The 14,846-nt window shown below is 60.8% G+C and carries 14 protein-coding genes; 8 read left to right on the top strand and 6 right to left on the bottom strand.

Going from position 1 to position 14,846, the window contains the following annotated elements:
* Positions 1 to 142: 142 nt before the first annotated feature.
* Together FJD34_RS12945 and FJD34_RS12940 are read right to left on the bottom strand one after the other, a co-directional pair.
* Positions 143 to 1,126, bottom strand: a complete 984-nt coding sequence (locus FJD34_RS12945) for a Bug family tripartite tricarboxylate transporter substrate binding protein (RefSeq protein ID WP_032857908.1) — start codon at positions 1,124 to 1,126, stop codon at positions 143 to 145.
* 45 nt (positions 1,127 to 1,171) lie between these two features.
* Positions 1,172 to 2,464, bottom strand: a complete 1,293-nt coding sequence (locus tag FJD34_RS12940; protein WP_032857906.1) for an OprD family porin — start codon at positions 2,462 to 2,464, stop codon at positions 1,172 to 1,174.
* Between the two features lie 246 nt (positions 2,465 to 2,710).
* Between FJD34_RS12940 and FJD34_RS12935 the strand changes: the two genes are divergently transcribed.
* Positions 2,711 to 3,382: a response regulator gene (locus tag FJD34_RS12935; protein ID WP_029299087.1), complete on the top strand. Its 672-nt coding sequence runs from the start codon at positions 2,711 to 2,713 to the stop codon at positions 3,380 to 3,382.
* Positions 3,375 to 4,760 carry a sensor histidine kinase gene (locus FJD34_RS12930; RefSeq protein WP_065943869.1) on the top strand — a complete coding sequence of 462 codons (1,386 nt, stop codon included), beginning with the start codon at positions 3,375 to 3,377 and terminating at the stop codon, positions 4,758 to 4,760. The genes FJD34_RS12935 and FJD34_RS12930 overlap by 8 nt, the downstream gene beginning before the upstream one ends.
* Before the next feature lie 16 nt (positions 4,761 to 4,776).
* Here FJD34_RS12930 and FJD34_RS12925 read toward each other — a convergent pair whose 3' ends face one another.
* Both FJD34_RS12925 and ygfZ read right to left on the bottom strand, forming a co-directional pair.
* Entirely contained in the window at positions 4,777 to 5,598 is an 822-nt protein-coding gene (locus FJD34_RS12925; RefSeq protein WP_065943870.1) for an HDOD domain-containing protein, read from the bottom strand.
* 36 nt (positions 5,599 to 5,634) lie between these two features.
* Positions 5,635 to 6,576, bottom strand: coding sequence for a CAF17-like 4Fe-4S cluster assembly/insertion protein YgfZ (gene ygfZ, locus FJD34_RS12920; RefSeq protein WP_032857897.1), 942 nt, complete (start codon positions 6,574 to 6,576; stop codon positions 5,635 to 5,637).
* Between the two features lie 137 nt (positions 6,577 to 6,713).
* Here ygfZ and FJD34_RS12915 point away from each other — a divergent pair, with 137 nt between their 5' ends.
* Together FJD34_RS12915 and FJD34_RS12910 are read left to right on the top strand one after the other, a co-directional pair.
* Complete coding sequence (locus tag FJD34_RS12915) at positions 6,714 to 6,968, top strand: FAD assembly factor SdhE (protein WP_017736358.1); 255 nt, start codon at positions 6,714 to 6,716, stop codon at positions 6,966 to 6,968.
* Positions 6,952 to 7,404, top strand: a complete 453-nt coding sequence (locus tag FJD34_RS12910) for a protein YgfX (RefSeq protein ID WP_032857894.1) — start codon at positions 6,952 to 6,954, stop codon at positions 7,402 to 7,404. Before FJD34_RS12915 ends, FJD34_RS12910 begins: the two co-directional genes overlap by 17 nt.
* On the opposite strand, the gene nadB is transcribed toward FJD34_RS12910, so the two are convergent.
* Positions 7,373 to 8,989 carry an L-aspartate oxidase gene (nadB, locus tag FJD34_RS12905; protein ID WP_032857891.1) on the bottom strand — a complete coding sequence of 539 codons (1,617 nt, stop codon included), beginning with the start codon at positions 8,987 to 8,989 and terminating at the stop codon, positions 7,373 to 7,375. The genes FJD34_RS12910 and nadB overlap by 32 nt on opposite strands.
* A gap of 471 nt (positions 8,990 to 9,460) precedes the next feature.
* Here nadB and rpoE point away from each other — a divergent pair, with 471 nt between their 5' ends.
* The 4 genes from rpoE (at position 9,461) to FJD34_RS12885 (ending at position 13,319) form a co-directional block, all read left to right on the top strand.
* Positions 9,461 to 10,042 (top strand): RNA polymerase sigma factor RpoE, encoded by a 582-nt coding sequence (rpoE, locus tag FJD34_RS12900; protein WP_003172477.1) that lies wholly within the window; start codon positions 9,461 to 9,463, stop codon positions 10,040 to 10,042.
* 32 nt (positions 10,043 to 10,074) lie between these two features.
* On the top strand, positions 10,075 to 10,662 hold the full coding sequence (locus FJD34_RS12895) for a sigma-E factor negative regulatory protein (RefSeq protein ID WP_032857888.1): 588 nt from the start codon (positions 10,075 to 10,077) through the stop codon (positions 10,660 to 10,662).
* A gap of 16 nt (positions 10,663 to 10,678) precedes the next feature.
* Positions 10,679 to 11,635, top strand: coding sequence for a MucB/RseB C-terminal domain-containing protein (locus FJD34_RS12890; RefSeq protein WP_090290627.1), 957 nt, complete (start codon positions 10,679 to 10,681; stop codon positions 11,633 to 11,635).
* A 250-nt stretch (positions 11,636 to 11,885) separates the two neighbouring features.
* Positions 11,886 to 13,319, top strand: coding sequence for a DegQ family serine endoprotease (locus FJD34_RS12885; RefSeq protein ID WP_032857883.1), 1,434 nt, complete (start codon positions 11,886 to 11,888; stop codon positions 13,317 to 13,319).
* Between the two features lie 73 nt (positions 13,320 to 13,392).
* Here FJD34_RS12885 and FJD34_RS12880 read toward each other — a convergent pair whose 3' ends face one another.
* On the bottom strand, positions 13,393 to 14,826 hold the full coding sequence (locus tag FJD34_RS12880; RefSeq protein ID WP_032857881.1) for a M48 family metalloprotease: 1,434 nt from the start codon (positions 14,824 to 14,826) through the stop codon (positions 13,393 to 13,395).
* Positions 14,827 to 14,846: the final 20 nt, after the last annotated feature.

The raw sequence follows: 14,846 nt of genomic DNA, 5'->3' as shown, positions 1-14,846 counted from the left end.
AAACTCCAGGGCCACCTTTGTAGGAGCGAGCTTGCTCGCGAAAAACGTCAACGAAAACGCGGCTCATCTGGTTTGACGCGGCGCTCTCACGTTCTTTGCGAGCAAGCTCGCTCCTACAGCGGCATTACATGACAGGGGGCGATTACTGGATCAGGCCGAACTCTTTGGCCAGCACTTTGTAGTCAGCCACCTGTTTTTTCACGTAGGTGTCCAGCTCCTGGCCGGTCATGGCAAACGGGAACAGCTCGCGCTGGTCACGCAGCTTGGCGAACTCTTCGGAGGCCAGCAGTTTGTCAAAGGCAGCTTTCCACCAGGCGTAGTCTTCATCGCTGACTTTTGGCCCGAGGTAGAAACCGCGCACCACTGGCCACACGATGTCGTAGCCTTGTTCCTTGGCGGTCGGAATGTCTTTCATTTCCGGTTCGTCGAGGCGGTTTTCCGCGAACACGGCCAGCAGGCGCATATCGCCGCTCTGGATGTGCGGCATGGAGTCGGAGATGTCGGTACTGCCCACCTGGATGTGGCCGCCGAGCAGCGCCGTGGCGATTTCGCCGCCACCTTCGAGCGCCACATAACGCAGGTCACGCGGGTTGATCCCGGCGGCCTTGGCGATCAGCGCGGTTTGCATCCAGTCCTGGCTGCCAACAGTGCCACCGGAACCAATCACGACCTTGCTCGGATCTTTCTTCAGTGCCTGGACCAGATCGTCGAGGGTCTTGTAGGGCGAATCGGTTTTCACCGCGATGGCGCCATAGCTGGTGCCAACCGCCGCCAGCCAGCGCACGTTGGTTTCATCGAAACGACCGAATTTGCCTTGGGCCAGGTTCAGCAGCGAGCCACTGGACCAGGCCACCAACGTACCGGCATCCGCCGGGCGCTGGGCCACCACTGCGTTGTAGGCCACCGCGCCCACGCCGCCTGGCATGTAGGTCACACGCATGGGCTTGGTCAAAAGCTTTTCGTTGACCAGCGCGCTTTGCGCCAGCTTGCAAGTCAGGTCAAAACCGCCGCCAGGGGAGGCGGGGGCAATGCATTCCGGGCGCTTGGGTTCGCCGGCGGCCAGCAATTGGCCGGCAAACAGCATGCAGCCGGCGGCCAGGGCAAATTTACGCAGTGATGAGGACATGGGGTACTCCGTCATTGTTGTTATTGGGGGAAGTGACGTTCAGGTTTACCAAAGTGCGACGCTGTAGCTGACCAGTACGCGCATTTCATCTGCGTCCCGGGCCGAGTAATTGGAGCGGTAGGTGGCGTTACGCAGGCGCACGGCCACGTCCTTGAACGTACCGCTTTGCACTACGTACTTGATTTCAGTGTTGCGTTCCCACTCTTTGCCGGTGTCGCCGTTCTTGAGTTTGATATTGTCGCCGGACAGGTAGCGGCTCATGAAACTCAGGCCGGGAATCCCCAGTTTGGCGAAGTCGTAATCGTAGCGGGCCTGCCAGGAGCGTTCTTCGGCGCCGGCAAAGTCATTGATCTGTACGAAGTTGACCAGGTACGGGTCGCTGCCATCCACATACGGGAACGCGCTGTCGCCGGACATGTGCTGGTAGCCGGCGCTCAGTTTATGGCCGTTGAGGGCGTAGCTGAAAATGCCGTTGAGGGATTTGTTATCAATGCTGCCGCCGCGCGCGCTGCCGGTGTCATCGCTGATCGCCAGGCGCAGGTCGGTGGCGAAGGTGCCAGGGCCCATCGGGCGGGAGGCGACCAGGCCAAGGAAGTGCTGGCGATACACATCATCGAGCTGGGCGAAGTGGTAGCTGCCAGTGATCTTGTCGGCAAACTTGTAGTCCACACCACCGAAGTTGAAGTGCTTGCCGGTGGCCCCGCCGACGAAGCGACCATTTTTGTTGTTGAGGGCGATGTCCTCGTAGTTGCTGTCGTCGCGGTCCTTGGCCTGGTCCAGGCGACCGCCGGTGAACGTCAGGTTCTTGAACTCACTGGAGGTCAGCAGGCCACCGTTGAAAGTCTGCGGCAGGATGCGCCCGTCGTTGGCCTTGAGGATTGGCAACTCAGGGATCAGCGAACCGATTTTCAACTCGGTGGCAGAGATTTTCACTTTGCCGGTCAGGCCCAGCTTGGAGTACTCGTCGGCGGCGCGCCCGTCATCGTGGGTTGGCAGCAGGCCACTGCCGGTGCGGTCTGGGCTGGAGTCGAGCTTGACCCCGAGCATGCCCAGCGCGTCAACGCCAAAGCCGACGGTGCCGTCGGTATAACCCGATTGCAGATTGAGCATGAAGCCCTGGGCCCATTCGTCGCGCTTGGATTGCTGGGCGCTGGTGCCGTCGCGAAAGTCGCGGTTGAAGTACATGTTGCGGGTTTCCAGGGTCGCGCTACTGTCTTCAAAGAAGGCAGCCTGGCTAAGCGGCGAAAAGCCGGCAAGGGCTGCGGCACTGGCGAGGGCGGTCTGGGTCAGGCGGGAAAAACGAACAGGCGGGCAAGCGTGGGGCTGTGTCGACAGCATCGTGGTGCACTCCGTTATTGTTCTTATTTGGCGAAAACGCATCGAGGCGTTTTTCGGGCGCTATCGGTGAAATAGCTCGGAGGGTGTAACCATCCGTTTCTGGATGCTAATCGGCGAACCTTTCACTAACCTTTCAGCGCCCTTTCAATGTTTTCGGGCTTCACAGCACAGGCAGCGGCTGTAAACTGCGCCGCGAGTTGGTAAACACAGGGCGGTATCGACCACCCCTTAACGAGGTACAAAACCATGCGTGTCCTGCTCGTCGAAGACCATCTGCAACTGGCCGAAAGTGTTGCCCAGGCGCTCAAGAGCACCGGGTTGACGGTCGATGTGTTGCACGATGGCGTGGCTGCGGACCTGGCCTTGAGCAGCGAGGAGTACGCCGTGGCGATCCTCGATGTGGGCTTGCCGCGCATGGATGGCTTCGAGGTGCTGGCGCGCTTGCGGGCCCGTGGGAAAAATCTTCCGGTGTTGATGCTCACTGCCCGCAGTGATGTAAAGGATCGGGTGCATGGCCTGAACCTGGGCGCCGATGACTACCTGGCCAAACCCTTTGAATTGACCGAGCTGGAGGCCAGGGTCAAGGCCCTGCTGCGGCGCAGCGTGCTGGGCGGTGAGCGCCAGCAGACCTGTGGCGTGCTGGTGTATGACGTGGAAACCCGGCGCTTCACCCTCGGCGGTGAACTGCTGACGCTGACCTCTCGCGAGCAGGCGGTGCTCGAAGCGCTGATCGCCCGGCCTGGCCGGGTCATGAGCAAGGAGCAACTGGCGTCCCAGGTGTTTGGCCTGGATGAAGAAGCCAGCCCCGATGCCATCGAAATCTATGTGCACCGCTTGCGCAAGAAACTCGACGGCCAGCCGGTCGCCATCGTTACCTTCCGCGGCCTTGGCTACCTGCTGGAAGCCCGCGATGCGTAAGCACAGCAGCCTGCGTTGGCGCCTGCTGTGGAACCTGGCGCTGCTGTTGGTGGTGCTGATGCTGGCCAGCGGCCTGAGCGCGTACTGGAATGGTCGCGAGGCGGCAGACACCGCCTACGATCGCACCTTGCTGGCTTCGGCGCGGACCATCGCCGCCGGGCTGTCCCAGCGCGACGGCACCTTGAGCGCCGATGTGCCCTACGTGGCCTTGGACACATTCGCCTATGACAGTGCCGGGCGGATCTACTATCAGGTCAATGATATTCACCAGAAGCTGATTTCTGGCTACGAACACCTGCCAGGCCCGCCGCCGGGCACGCCGCGCACCGACGATTACCCGGCCCTGGCGCGTTTTTATAACGCCAAGTACCAGGGGCAGAATGTGCGGGTGGTGAGCCTGCTCAAGGCGGTGTCGGAGCCGAACATGAATGGCATGGCAGAAATCCGCGTCGCAGAGACCGACGAGGCCCGTGTCAGCATGGCTCGCAGCCTGATGGCCGACACCCTGTTGCGTCTGGGCATGCTGGCCATTGGTGCCTTGCTGCTGGTGTGGTTTGCGGTGAGCGCGGCGCTGCGTCCGCTGGAACGTTTGCGCACGGCGGTGGAAGAACGCCAGCCGGACGATTTGCGGCCGCTGCCGCTGGTTGAAGTGCAGCACGAACTCGGGCCGTTGGTACGGGCGTTGAACCACTTTACCGAACGCCTGCGCGGGCAGTTCGAGCGCCAGGCCCAGTTTATTGCCGACGCGTCCCACGAGTTGCGCACCCCGTTGGCGGCGCTCAAGGCCCGCCTGGAACTGGGCCTGCGCGCCGAAGAACCGGCGATCTGGCGCAGCACCCTGGAAACGGCGGCGCAAGGTACGGATCGCCTGACCCACCTGGCCAATCAGTTGCTGTCCCTGGCACGTATCGAAAACGGCGCGCGGGCGATTGCCGAGGGTGGCGCGCAGTTGCTCGATCTCAGTCAATTGGCCCGTGAACTGGGCATGGCCATGGCGCCCCTGGCACATGCGCGGGGGGTGGCGCTGGCGTTGGAGGCGGATCAGCCGGTGTGGTTGCGCGGTGAGCCGACCCTGCTGAACGAGCTGTTGAGCAACCTGGTTGATAATGCCCTGGCGCACACGCCATCAGGTGGCAATGTGATCCTGCGGGTCACGGCGCCGGCGGTACTGGAAGTGGAAGATGATGGCCCGGGCATCCCGCTGGACGAGCGCGACCGGGTGTTCGAGCGCTTCTATCGGCGTAACCAGCAGGGCGCGGGTTCGGGGCTTGGGTTGGCGATTGTCGGAGAAATCTGCCGTGCGCACCTGGCTCAGATCAGCCTGCATGATGGTGAGCTGAAAGGGCTCAAGGTGCGGGTAAGCTTTATTGCCGGTTAACAGCGTTGGCGCAGGGTCAGTAGAACATCGAGCGTGCTTCGTCCAACTCGCTGCGCACCGCTTCATTGAGCGGGTCGATACGCAGCTTCTTGAGCGCCGGTAGGTTCGACAGCGCAGCGTTGGCCAGCGGGTGGTCAGTGTTTTTGTGGCAATACAGCACGGCCACCTGTACCAGGTCGACATAGTCCAGGCTGGCCGAGTCGCGTTCAAGATCCTGGTAGTGTGCGGGCACATTCACCAGCATTTCCGGAAAGTCCCAACCCCGCAGCAGCTTGTCCCCCAGCAACGGGTGAATGTTATCAATCACATGATTGAGGCTGACCGGGTCGGACAGCAACTCGTAGTGGTCTTCGGCGTAGGTCAGGATCGGCAGCACGCCGATCTGATGCACCAGCCCGCCGAGCGCCGCCTGGTCCGGCTTGAGCTGGCTGTGGTTGCGGCACAAGGCATAGCACACGCCCGCGACTTCGAGGCTGCGACGCCAGACGTCGCGCATCTTTTGTTCGACGACGTCGGAGCGGGCATGGAATATCTGTTCCATCACCAGGCCAATCGCCAGGTTGCTGCTGTAGTTGGTGCCCAGGCGGGTGATGGCGGTGTGCAGGTCGGTGACTTCCTGGGATGCGCGCAACAATGGGCTGTTGACTACCTTGATCAGCCGCGCCGTCAGGGCGGTATCGCGGCCGATGACCTTGCTCAGGTGGCTGATGCTGATTTCTGGGTCTTCGGCGGCCTGACGAATTTTCAGGGCCACTTCCGGTAACGTGGGCAGAACCAGGTCATCGTTATCGATGGCCATCACCAACGCCTGTTGGACTTTTTCCGCCAGTTTGTTCATTCATGCTCTCTAGGGTGCTGCAAAAGGGTATGGCGATTAACGCTGGATCTCGCGATCACGGTCCAGTGGGTAGGGCAGGTCGAGCAACTTGAGGCCTGGGCCTTCCAACGCACCTAAATGCACATCGCCACTGTCGGCTGCTTCGGCTTGCAGCACCGCCAGAAGTTCAATCCCTTCGTCGGCCCGGGCGGCAATCACCACCTCGCCGATGGCACTGTTATGGCTGGGGGCAAACAGGGGTGTGCCAGGCTCGGGCAGTTCGGTGCCTTCCAGGCTCAGGCGGTACAGGCGCCGCTTGAGTTTGCCCAGGTATTGCATGCGGGCGACGATTTCCTGGCCGGTGTAGCAGCCTTTCTTGAAGCTCACGCCACCGACCGCTTGCAGGTTGAGCATCTGCGGGATGAACATCTCGCGGGTCTGGGCCATGACTTGGCCGATGCCGGCGCGGACCTGCCCCAGCAGCCAGGCATTGAGATCGCCTGCGGCCATTTGTGCGGCCAGTTGGCTGCGCAGGGTGTCGGCTTGTGCCGCAGGTGCCCAGAGTTCGGCGCGGCCAGGGGACACGCGAATGGCGATCAGATCATCTGTACGGGCCACGCTGTCGGTGTCGGCTGGCAGTTCCAGGCCCAGGCCGATGAGTGCCTGATCGGCGTTCACCAGGCCAAAGCGTGCCCAGGCAGCGCTTTCGTCAGTCAGCTTGGACTTGGAAAACACCGCGTACTTCTTCAGGTCTGCCAGTTGTGCTTCCAGCAGTTCGCTGGCCATGGCCAGCAGCACGCCGTCACCTTGCAGCACGATACGGAAGCTCGACTGCATGCGTCCCTTTTGGGTGCAACGCGCGCCGAGGCTGGCATGGGTGTCGTTGAGGTAGTTGAGGTTGCAGGTCAGTTGCCCCTGGAGGAACTTGGCCGCGTCAGCGCCGCGAACGGCCAGGACGCCTTCGTGGGACAGGGGGCAGAAGAAAGCAGAATCAGCCATGGGTCATCGCAGTTGGAAAGTCATGGGTGCATCATAGAGGGGCGCCCGGCAAATGGGTAGTTTCATCAGCCCGACCAAAGCCGACTGTTCCGAGGGGCGTGGGCCTGTATACTTGCGCCCTATTTGAGGAGCGCTCCATGGTCGAAGATGTAGAAATCAATCGCCTGTACTGGCACAGCCGTCGCGGCATGCTGGAGTTGGATGTGTTGTTGGTGCCGTTCACCAAAGAGGTGTACGCGACCCTCGATAAGGTAGACCGCGACCTCTACGTCAGGCTGCTGACCTGCGAAGACCAGGACATGTTCGGTTGGTTCATGGAACGTGCCGAGTCAGAAGACCCGGAGCTGCAACGCATGGTCCGGATGATCCTGGATCGTGTCCAGCCCAAGTAATGCCTTCGAATGCCGCTGGCAGGCCTCGGGGCTGTTGCTGGCGGCGTATCTCTTTGCCCTGTGCCTTGCGCTGCTTGCGCTGTGCTTTCTCGATGTACCTCTGCTGATTGCCGTCCTCGGTGCCGTGGCGTGCCTGGCTCATGCCGTGTGGACGCTGCCGCGCTCTATTCGCCTGACTCACCCTTCGTCGGTTCGTGGCCTGCGCCGTACTGCTGATGGCTGGCAGTTGTGGAGCGTGGCACGGGGCTGGCACCGTGTGCAGTTGCGTCCCGACAGCCTGGCATTGCCGTTGATCGTGGTGCTGCGCTACCGGTTGCCGGGTGATTGGCGAGTGCGCTCGATCTGTGTGCCGCGCGATTCGCAGGTCGCCGATGTGCATCGGCGCCTGCGGGTGCGCTTGAAGTTCAGTCGCCGTAGGTGGTTGGCACCAGGATAGTGTCGAGGGCCTCTGGCAGCATCTGCGGATAGTCGAGGGTGTAATGCAGGCCCCGGCTTTCCTTGCGCGCCATGGCCGAGCGGATCATCAGCTCGGCGACCTGGGCCAGGTTGCGCAACTCGATCAGGTCGCGGCTGACCTTGTAGTTACTGTAGAACTCATCGATCTCATCGAGCAGCAACCGCACCCGATGCTGTGCCCGCGCCAAGCGCTTGTTGGTGCGCACGATCCCCACGTAGTCCCACATGAAGCGCCGCAGCTCGTCCCAGTTGTGGGCGATGATCACGTCCTCGTCCGAGTCGGTGACCTGGCTGGCGTCCCAGCGGGGCAGGGCGGCCGGCACCGGGATGCGCGGCAGTTGTTCGAGGATATCGGCAGCAGCGGAGCGGGCGTAGACGAAGCATTCGAGCAGCGAGTTGCTGGCCATGCGGTTGGCGCCGTGCAGGCCGGTGAAGCTGGTTTCGCCAATCGCATACAGGCCGGGGACGTCGGTGCGGCCTTGCTGGTCGACCATCACCCCGCCACAGGTGTAGTGCGCCGCCGGGACCACCGGGATCGGCCCTTTGGTGATATCGATATTGAAGGTCAGGCAGCGTTCGTAGACCGTCGGGAAGTGGGTCTTGATGAAGTCGGCGGGCTTGTGGCTGATGTCCAGGTAGACGCAGTCGATGCCCAGGCGCTTCATTTCGTGGTCGATGGCGCGGGCCACGATATCCCGGGGTGCCAGCTCGGCCCGCGGGTCGAAGCGCTGCATGAAGCGCTCGCCATTGGGCAGCTTCAAGTGCGCGCCTTCACCCCGCAGGGCTTCGGTGATCAGGAAACTCTTGGCCTGGGGGTGATACAGGCAGGTGGGGTGAAACTGGTTGAATTCCAGGTTCGCCACCCGGCAGCCGGAGCGCCAGGCCATGGCGATGCCATCCCCGCAGGCGCCATCGGGGTTGCTGGTATAGAGGTAGACTTTGGCGGCGCCACCTGACGCGAGGATGGTGAAACGCGCGCCGTAGGTATCGACTTCACCACTGGCGCGATTGAGGACGTAGGCGCCCAGGCAGCGCTCGCCGGCCAGGCCCAGGCGTTTTTCGGTGATCAGGTCGACCGCAACCCGTTGCTCCAGCAGTTCGATATTCGGCCGCAGCCGAGCCTGGGCGAGCAGGGTCTTGAAGATCGCGGCGCCGGTCGCATCGGCGGCATGAATGATGCGTCGATGGCTGTGGCCGCCTTCGCGGGTCAGGTGGAACTCGAAACCTCCGTCATCACTGCCGGCATGCTCGTCGCGGGTAAACGGCACACCCTGGTCGATCAGCCACTGGATGGCTTCGCGGCTGTGCTCGACGGTGAAACGCACCGCGTCTTCATTGCACAGGCCGCCGCCGGCGTTGAGGGTGTCTTCAACGTGGGATTGCACCGTGTCGGTGTCATCCAGCACGGCGGCAACCCCGCCCTGCGCCCAGAACGTCGAGCCGTTGGCCAGGTCGCCCTTGCTCAGTACGGCTATGCGCAGATGGCTCGGCAGGGTCAGCGCAAGGCTCAGGCCTGCGGCGCCGCTGCCAATCACCAGGACATCGTGTTGAAACTGTTGGCTCATTTATGGGATTCCGCAAAAAGCGATCCGAAGGGTTGGCGCAAACAGGACGCCTGGATCGGCGAATCAAAGGGTCACACGGCCCACTAGTATATAGAGGGGGGGATCGGCACAATAGTCGGGCATTCGTGGCATTGTGAGACTACGGTGAACGAACTGCACGGCTTTTGATGAGGCGTTCTGGTATCGAAACGGGAACTTTTACACTCGTTCCGACTCTATAACAGGATGCCCGAAAGCTGGGAATGCGTTGGTTTTATTGAGCGGCCTGGAGCATGAGGCGTGTCAGAAAACCGGCGACAAGATTATTCACGCAGCCGGCTATGCCCGCGCTGCGTTTTTCGTGTGTGCCAAAACAGAGCCCACCGGAAACTTGCTTGAAGGGGGAGAACTTTTGCGAAAAGTCCTAGTCTATGTTTGCAAGCCTGATCGTTTAGTGATGCAAGCCTCCTTCAAGTTCAACGAGGAGTGTTCATGCTAACCCAGGAAGAGGATCAGCAGCTGGTCGAGCGCGTTCAGCGCGGCGACAAGCGCGCATTTGATCTGCTAGTGCTGAAATACCAGCACAAAATTCTCGGGTTGATCGTGCGGTTTGTGCACGACACCCATGAAGCGCAGGACGTTGCACAGGAGGCCTTTATCAAGGCTTACCGTGCACTCGGTAATTTTCGCGGTGACAGTGCGTTCTACACGTGGCTGTACCGCATCGCCATCAACACGGCGAAGAACTATCTGGTGTCTCGCGGACGCCGCCCGCCAGATAGTGATGTGAGTTCGGAAGATGCAGAATTTTACGATGGTGATCACGGCCTCAAGGATTTGGAGTCGCCGGAGCGTGCATTGCTGCGCGACGAGATTGAAGGCACCGTCCATCGCACTATTCAGCAACTGCCAGAAGATTTGCGTACGGCGTTAACTTTACGTGAATTCGATGGTCTGAGTTACGAGGACATTGCGAGCGTCATGCAATGTCCGGTGGGGACCGTACGCTCCCGGATTTTCCGGGCTCGGGAAGCCATCGATAAAGCCCTGCAACCGTTGTTGCAGGAAAACTAAAGACAGCGGCGACAGCCAAGAGAGGAACCGCCATGAGTCGTGATGCCCTGCAGGAATCGCTGTCCGCAGTGATGGATAACGAAGCGGATGAATTGGAACTTCGTCGAGTGCTCAACGCATTTGATGACGCCGAAACCCGTGATACCTGGTCTCGTTACCAAGTCGCTCGGGCGGTGATGCACAAGGATCTACTAATCCCTCGTCTGGATATTGCTGCGGCCGTTTCTGCTGCGCTGGCCGATGAAGCCGTTCCGGCAAAAGTTGCGCGTGGTCCTTGGCGTAGCCTGGGTCGCCTGGCAGTCGCTGCTTCGGTAACTGTGGCCGTACTGGCCGGTGTGCGCCTGTACAACCAGGACGAGATCGCCGGTGCCGAACTGGCCCAGCAAACCCAGCAGCCGGTCATGGCCGGTCCGCAGGTCAAAGGCCCAGCCGTACTGGCCGGCTACAAGGAAAGCGCTGAAACACCTGGCCCGATGGCCAATGGCGTGCTTCAGGGGCAATCCGGCTGGCAGGACCAGCGTCTGCCAGGTTACCTGCGTCAGCACGCTCAGGAGTCGGCAGTAAAAGGCACTGAAAGCGCATTGCCTTACGCTCGCGCTGCAAACCTGGAAAACCGCTAGACCGCTAAGGAGCCTTATGCGTGCCATACCGCTCCTTGCGCTTTTGCTCAGTGGCTGGTTTGCAGCTCCTGCCCAAGCGGATGAAGGCCAGGATTGGCTGAAACGCCTTGGGCGGGCAGGGCAGCAAAACTACCAGGGCACGTTCATCTACGAGCGTAACGGTAGTTTTTCTACCCATGAGATCTGGCATCGCGTCCAGAATGGCCAGGTTCATGAGCGCTTGTTGCAGCTCGATGGATCGGCTCAGGAACTTGTCCGTATCGATGGACGCATCCAATGCGTTACCGGCAGCTTGGTGGTTGGCGTCGATAACTCCCCGGGCGCTCCCGCCCACGTATTCGATCCACAAAAGCTCAATACTTTTTACGAGATTGCCGTCAGCGGAAAATCGCTTGTGGCCGGGCGTAAAGCGGTGATCGTATCGTTGACCCCGCGTGACCAGTACCGCTATGGGTTTGAGTTGCACCTGGACCGTGAAACCGCACTGCCTCTCAAGTCGCTGTTGATTAACGACAAGGGGCAATTGCTGGAGCGGTTCCAGTTCACTCAACTTGAGACAACACTCCCTGATGAGCGTGATCTGCAGCCTGGCAGCGACTGCAAGCCATTGACGCCGTCCAGCGTCAAGACTTCAGCGGTGACGGGCCAGCCCCAGGCTTGGCATCCGCAATGGTTGCCGCCAGGGTTCGAGTTGACCCGCAGTGACGCGCGCAAGGATCCCAAGACCCAGATAGTTGTAAGCAGTCTGATGTATGAGGATGGGCTCGCGCGATTTTCACTGTTTCTTGAACCTGTAACGGGCGAGGTCGCCCCCGAAAGTCGTGTTCAGCTTGGGCCTACGGTTGCCGTATCCCGCCGCATGAGTACGCCTCAAGGCGATATTGTCGCGACGGTTGTCGGTGAAATCCCGATGGGCACCGCTGAACGGATTGCCCTCTCTGTTCGCAGCGGTCCGGCGCCCGAAAAGCCGTGAACCGTTAATCCTGTGCTCATCCAGATCGTTCACAGTGCGGCAGGAGACAGGCGATGGCTGCCTTGCTCTTGTGCCGAGAACATGAAATGTCTGGAGAGTATTTTCACTTGCAAAATCTCCTTATGTTTTTTATAGGTCAACTCCTCGGCTCTGGCCTTGCGTTGTTCACGCAATATTGACGTCGGTAGTAGTAGTCTTCGGCGTTTATTGAACCCTGTCGCCCAACCCTGCTCGTCGTAACGGGAGCTGTATGTCGATACCACGTTTGAAATCTTACCTATCCATAGTCGCCACGGTGCTGGTGCTGGGTCAGGCCATTTCCGCGCAAGCGGCGGAGTTGCCTGACTTCACCCAACTGGTGGAGCAGGCTTCGCCTGCCGTGGTGAACATCAGTACCACCCAGAAGCTGCCGGATCGTAAAGTCTCGAACCAGCAGATGCCCGACCTTGAAGGCTTGCCGCCAATGCTGCGCGAATTCTTCGAGCGCGGCATGCCCCAGCCGCGTTCGCCACGCGGCGGCGGCGGTGGTCAGCGTGAGGCCCAATCCCTGGGCTCGGGCTTTATCATTTCGCCAGACGGCTACATCCTGACCAACAATCACGTGATTGCCGACGCTGACGAAATCCTCGTGCGCCTGGCTGACCGCAGTGAACTCAAGGCCAAGCTGGTCGGCACCGATCCGCGTTCGGACGTTGCCTTGCTGAAGATCGAAGGCAAAGACCTGCCGGTGTTGAAGCTGGGCAAATCCCAGGACCTCAAGGCCGGGCAATGGGTGGTGGCCATCGGTTCGCCGTTTGGCTTCGACCACACGGTGACCCAAGGCATCGTCAGCGCTATCGGCCGCAGCCTGCCGAACGAAAACTATGTACCGTTCATCCAGACCGACGTGCCGATCAACCCGGGTAACTCCGGTGGCCCGCTGTTCAACCTGGCGGGCGAAGTGGTGGGGATCAACTCGCAGATCTACACCCGCTCCGGTGGTTTCATGGGCGTCTCCTTCGCTATCCCGATTGATGTGGCCCTGGACGTTTCCAACCAACTCAAGGACGGTGGCAAGGTCAGCCGTGGCTGGTTGGGCGTGGTGATCCAGGAAGTGAACAAAGACCTGGCTGAGTCCTTTGGCCTGGACAAGCCGGCCGGTGCCCTGGTCGCGCAGATTCAGGATGATGGCCCGGCTGCCAAAGGCGGCTTGAAGGTTGGCGATGTGATTCTGAGCATGAACGGCCAGCCGATTGTCATGTCCGCTGACTTGCCGCATCTGGTGGGCGCACTCAAGGCGGGTGGCAAGGCCAAGCTTGAAGTGATCCGTGAAGGCAAGCGCCAGAACGTTGAGCTGACTGTCGGAGCCATTCCGGAGGAAGGCCAGGAGCTCGCTCTGGGTGGTAAATCCGGCGCCGAGCGTAGCAGCAACCGCCTGGGTATCGCCGTGGTCGAGTTGACCGATGAGCAGAAGAAAAGCTTCGACCTCAAGAGCGGTGTGGTGATCAAGGAAGTCCAGGACGGCCCAGCCGCCCTGATCGGCCTGCAACCCGGTGACGTGATTACCCACTTGAACAACCAGGCCATCAATTCCACCAAGGAATTCACCGACATCGCCAAGGCGCTGCCGAAGAATCGCTCGGTGTCGATGCGGGTCCTGCGTCAAGGGCGTGCCAGCTTCATCACCTTCAAGCTGGCTGAGTAATCCGCTAGCGGTTGGTCAATAAAAAGCCCCGCTTTCGAGAGTCGAGAGCGGGGCTTTTTTGTGGGCGCCGGCTTTAGCTCATCATGCCTTTGACGATGCGTTCCTGTTCGATCAGTTCACGTTGGCGCGCGTCGATGCGTGACGACAGGGGGAAGTTGCTGCCGGCTCGGCGCTTGGCAAAGTCCAATTGCTGGATCGCCTGCTGGAAGTCGCCGACCAGTGCGAAGTACTCGGCGCGGGCTTGATGCAAGCCGATGATATTGCCTGACAGGCCACGGGTCTCGGCGACCTGATACCACACATCCGGATCGTCGGAGCGTGACTTGAGCAGACCTTCCAGGGCTTTTTCCGCATCAGCGGTGCGGTTCTGCTTGAGTAGTAGATCCACGCGCACCTGGTTCAACGGATAGTTGCTGGGATACTGGGCAAGCATGCGGTCGGTGCGTTGCTGTGCGTCGGGCATGCGATTGTTGGTGATATCCAACTCGATCTGCGCCAGGTTGTAGGTGATGTCATTGGGCGCCTTGGCCAGCAGCGGCTTGAGGGTTTCCCGCGCTTCATTGAGCTGGGTGCCCTTGATCTGGGCGATGGCCAGGCCGTAGCGCGCCACATCGCTTTTCGGGTTCTCATCCAGTTGGGCGCGGAAGCGCTTGGCGGCCAGTCCGGGTGTGTCTTCGTAATACAGCTGTACCCGGGCGCGTATCAGTTGATAGCGCAGGCTGTCTTCCGTACCGCCGACCTTGGCCTGTTCGGCGCGGTTGCGGGTGTCGGCAATCCGCGATTCGGTGACCGGGTGCGTCAGCAGGAATTCTGGTGGCTTGGCATCGAAGCGGTACTGACGCATCAAGCGCTCGAACATGGTCGGCATCGAGCGCGGGTCGTAGCCGGCCTTGACCATGTTGAGGATGCCGATGCGGTCGGCTTCCTGTTCATTTTGCCGGGAGAAGCGCCGCTGCTCCTGGATGGCGGCGGCCTGGCTGCCGGCAATCGCGGCAATCCCGGCATCCCCGGCGCCGGCGGCCGCAGCGATAATCCCACCGAGCAGCGCGGCCATCATCGGGATCTGCATCCGTTGCTGGGCCTCCACGCCACGGGCGAAGTGGCGTTGCGACAGGTGCGCCAATTCGTGGGCCATGACCGAGGCGTATTCGCCTTCGGTCTGGGCATTGAGGAACAGGCCGCCGTTGACCCCGACAATCCCGCCCGGCGCGGCAAATGCGTTGAGTTGCGGGCTGTTGATCAGGATGAACTCCAGGCGCCGGTCGTTGACCTGGCTGGTCTCCACCAACTTGTAGACGCTGGTCTCGACGTAATCCTTGAGTTGCGGGTCATTGAGAACCGAGACCTGGCCGCGCAGGAACGCCAGCCAGGCCCGGCCCAGTTGGTGTTCCTGTTGTGGCGAGACAATGGCAGAACTGGCGTCGCCAAGTGACGGCAGATCGTCGGCGAAGCCTGGGGAGGCAAGCAGGCAAGCTAGCGTCAGCAGGGTAGGGCGCAAAAAAGTCATGCACAAAGCCTTTCGACAAA

The organism is Pseudomonas brenneri (assembly GCF_007858285.1).
Taxonomy (GTDB): Bacteria; Pseudomonadota; Gammaproteobacteria; order Pseudomonadales; family Pseudomonadaceae; genus Aquipseudomonas; species Aquipseudomonas brenneri.
Note: the sequence above shows the minus strand (reverse complement) of the source record. Positions and strands in the feature narration are given on the sequence as shown.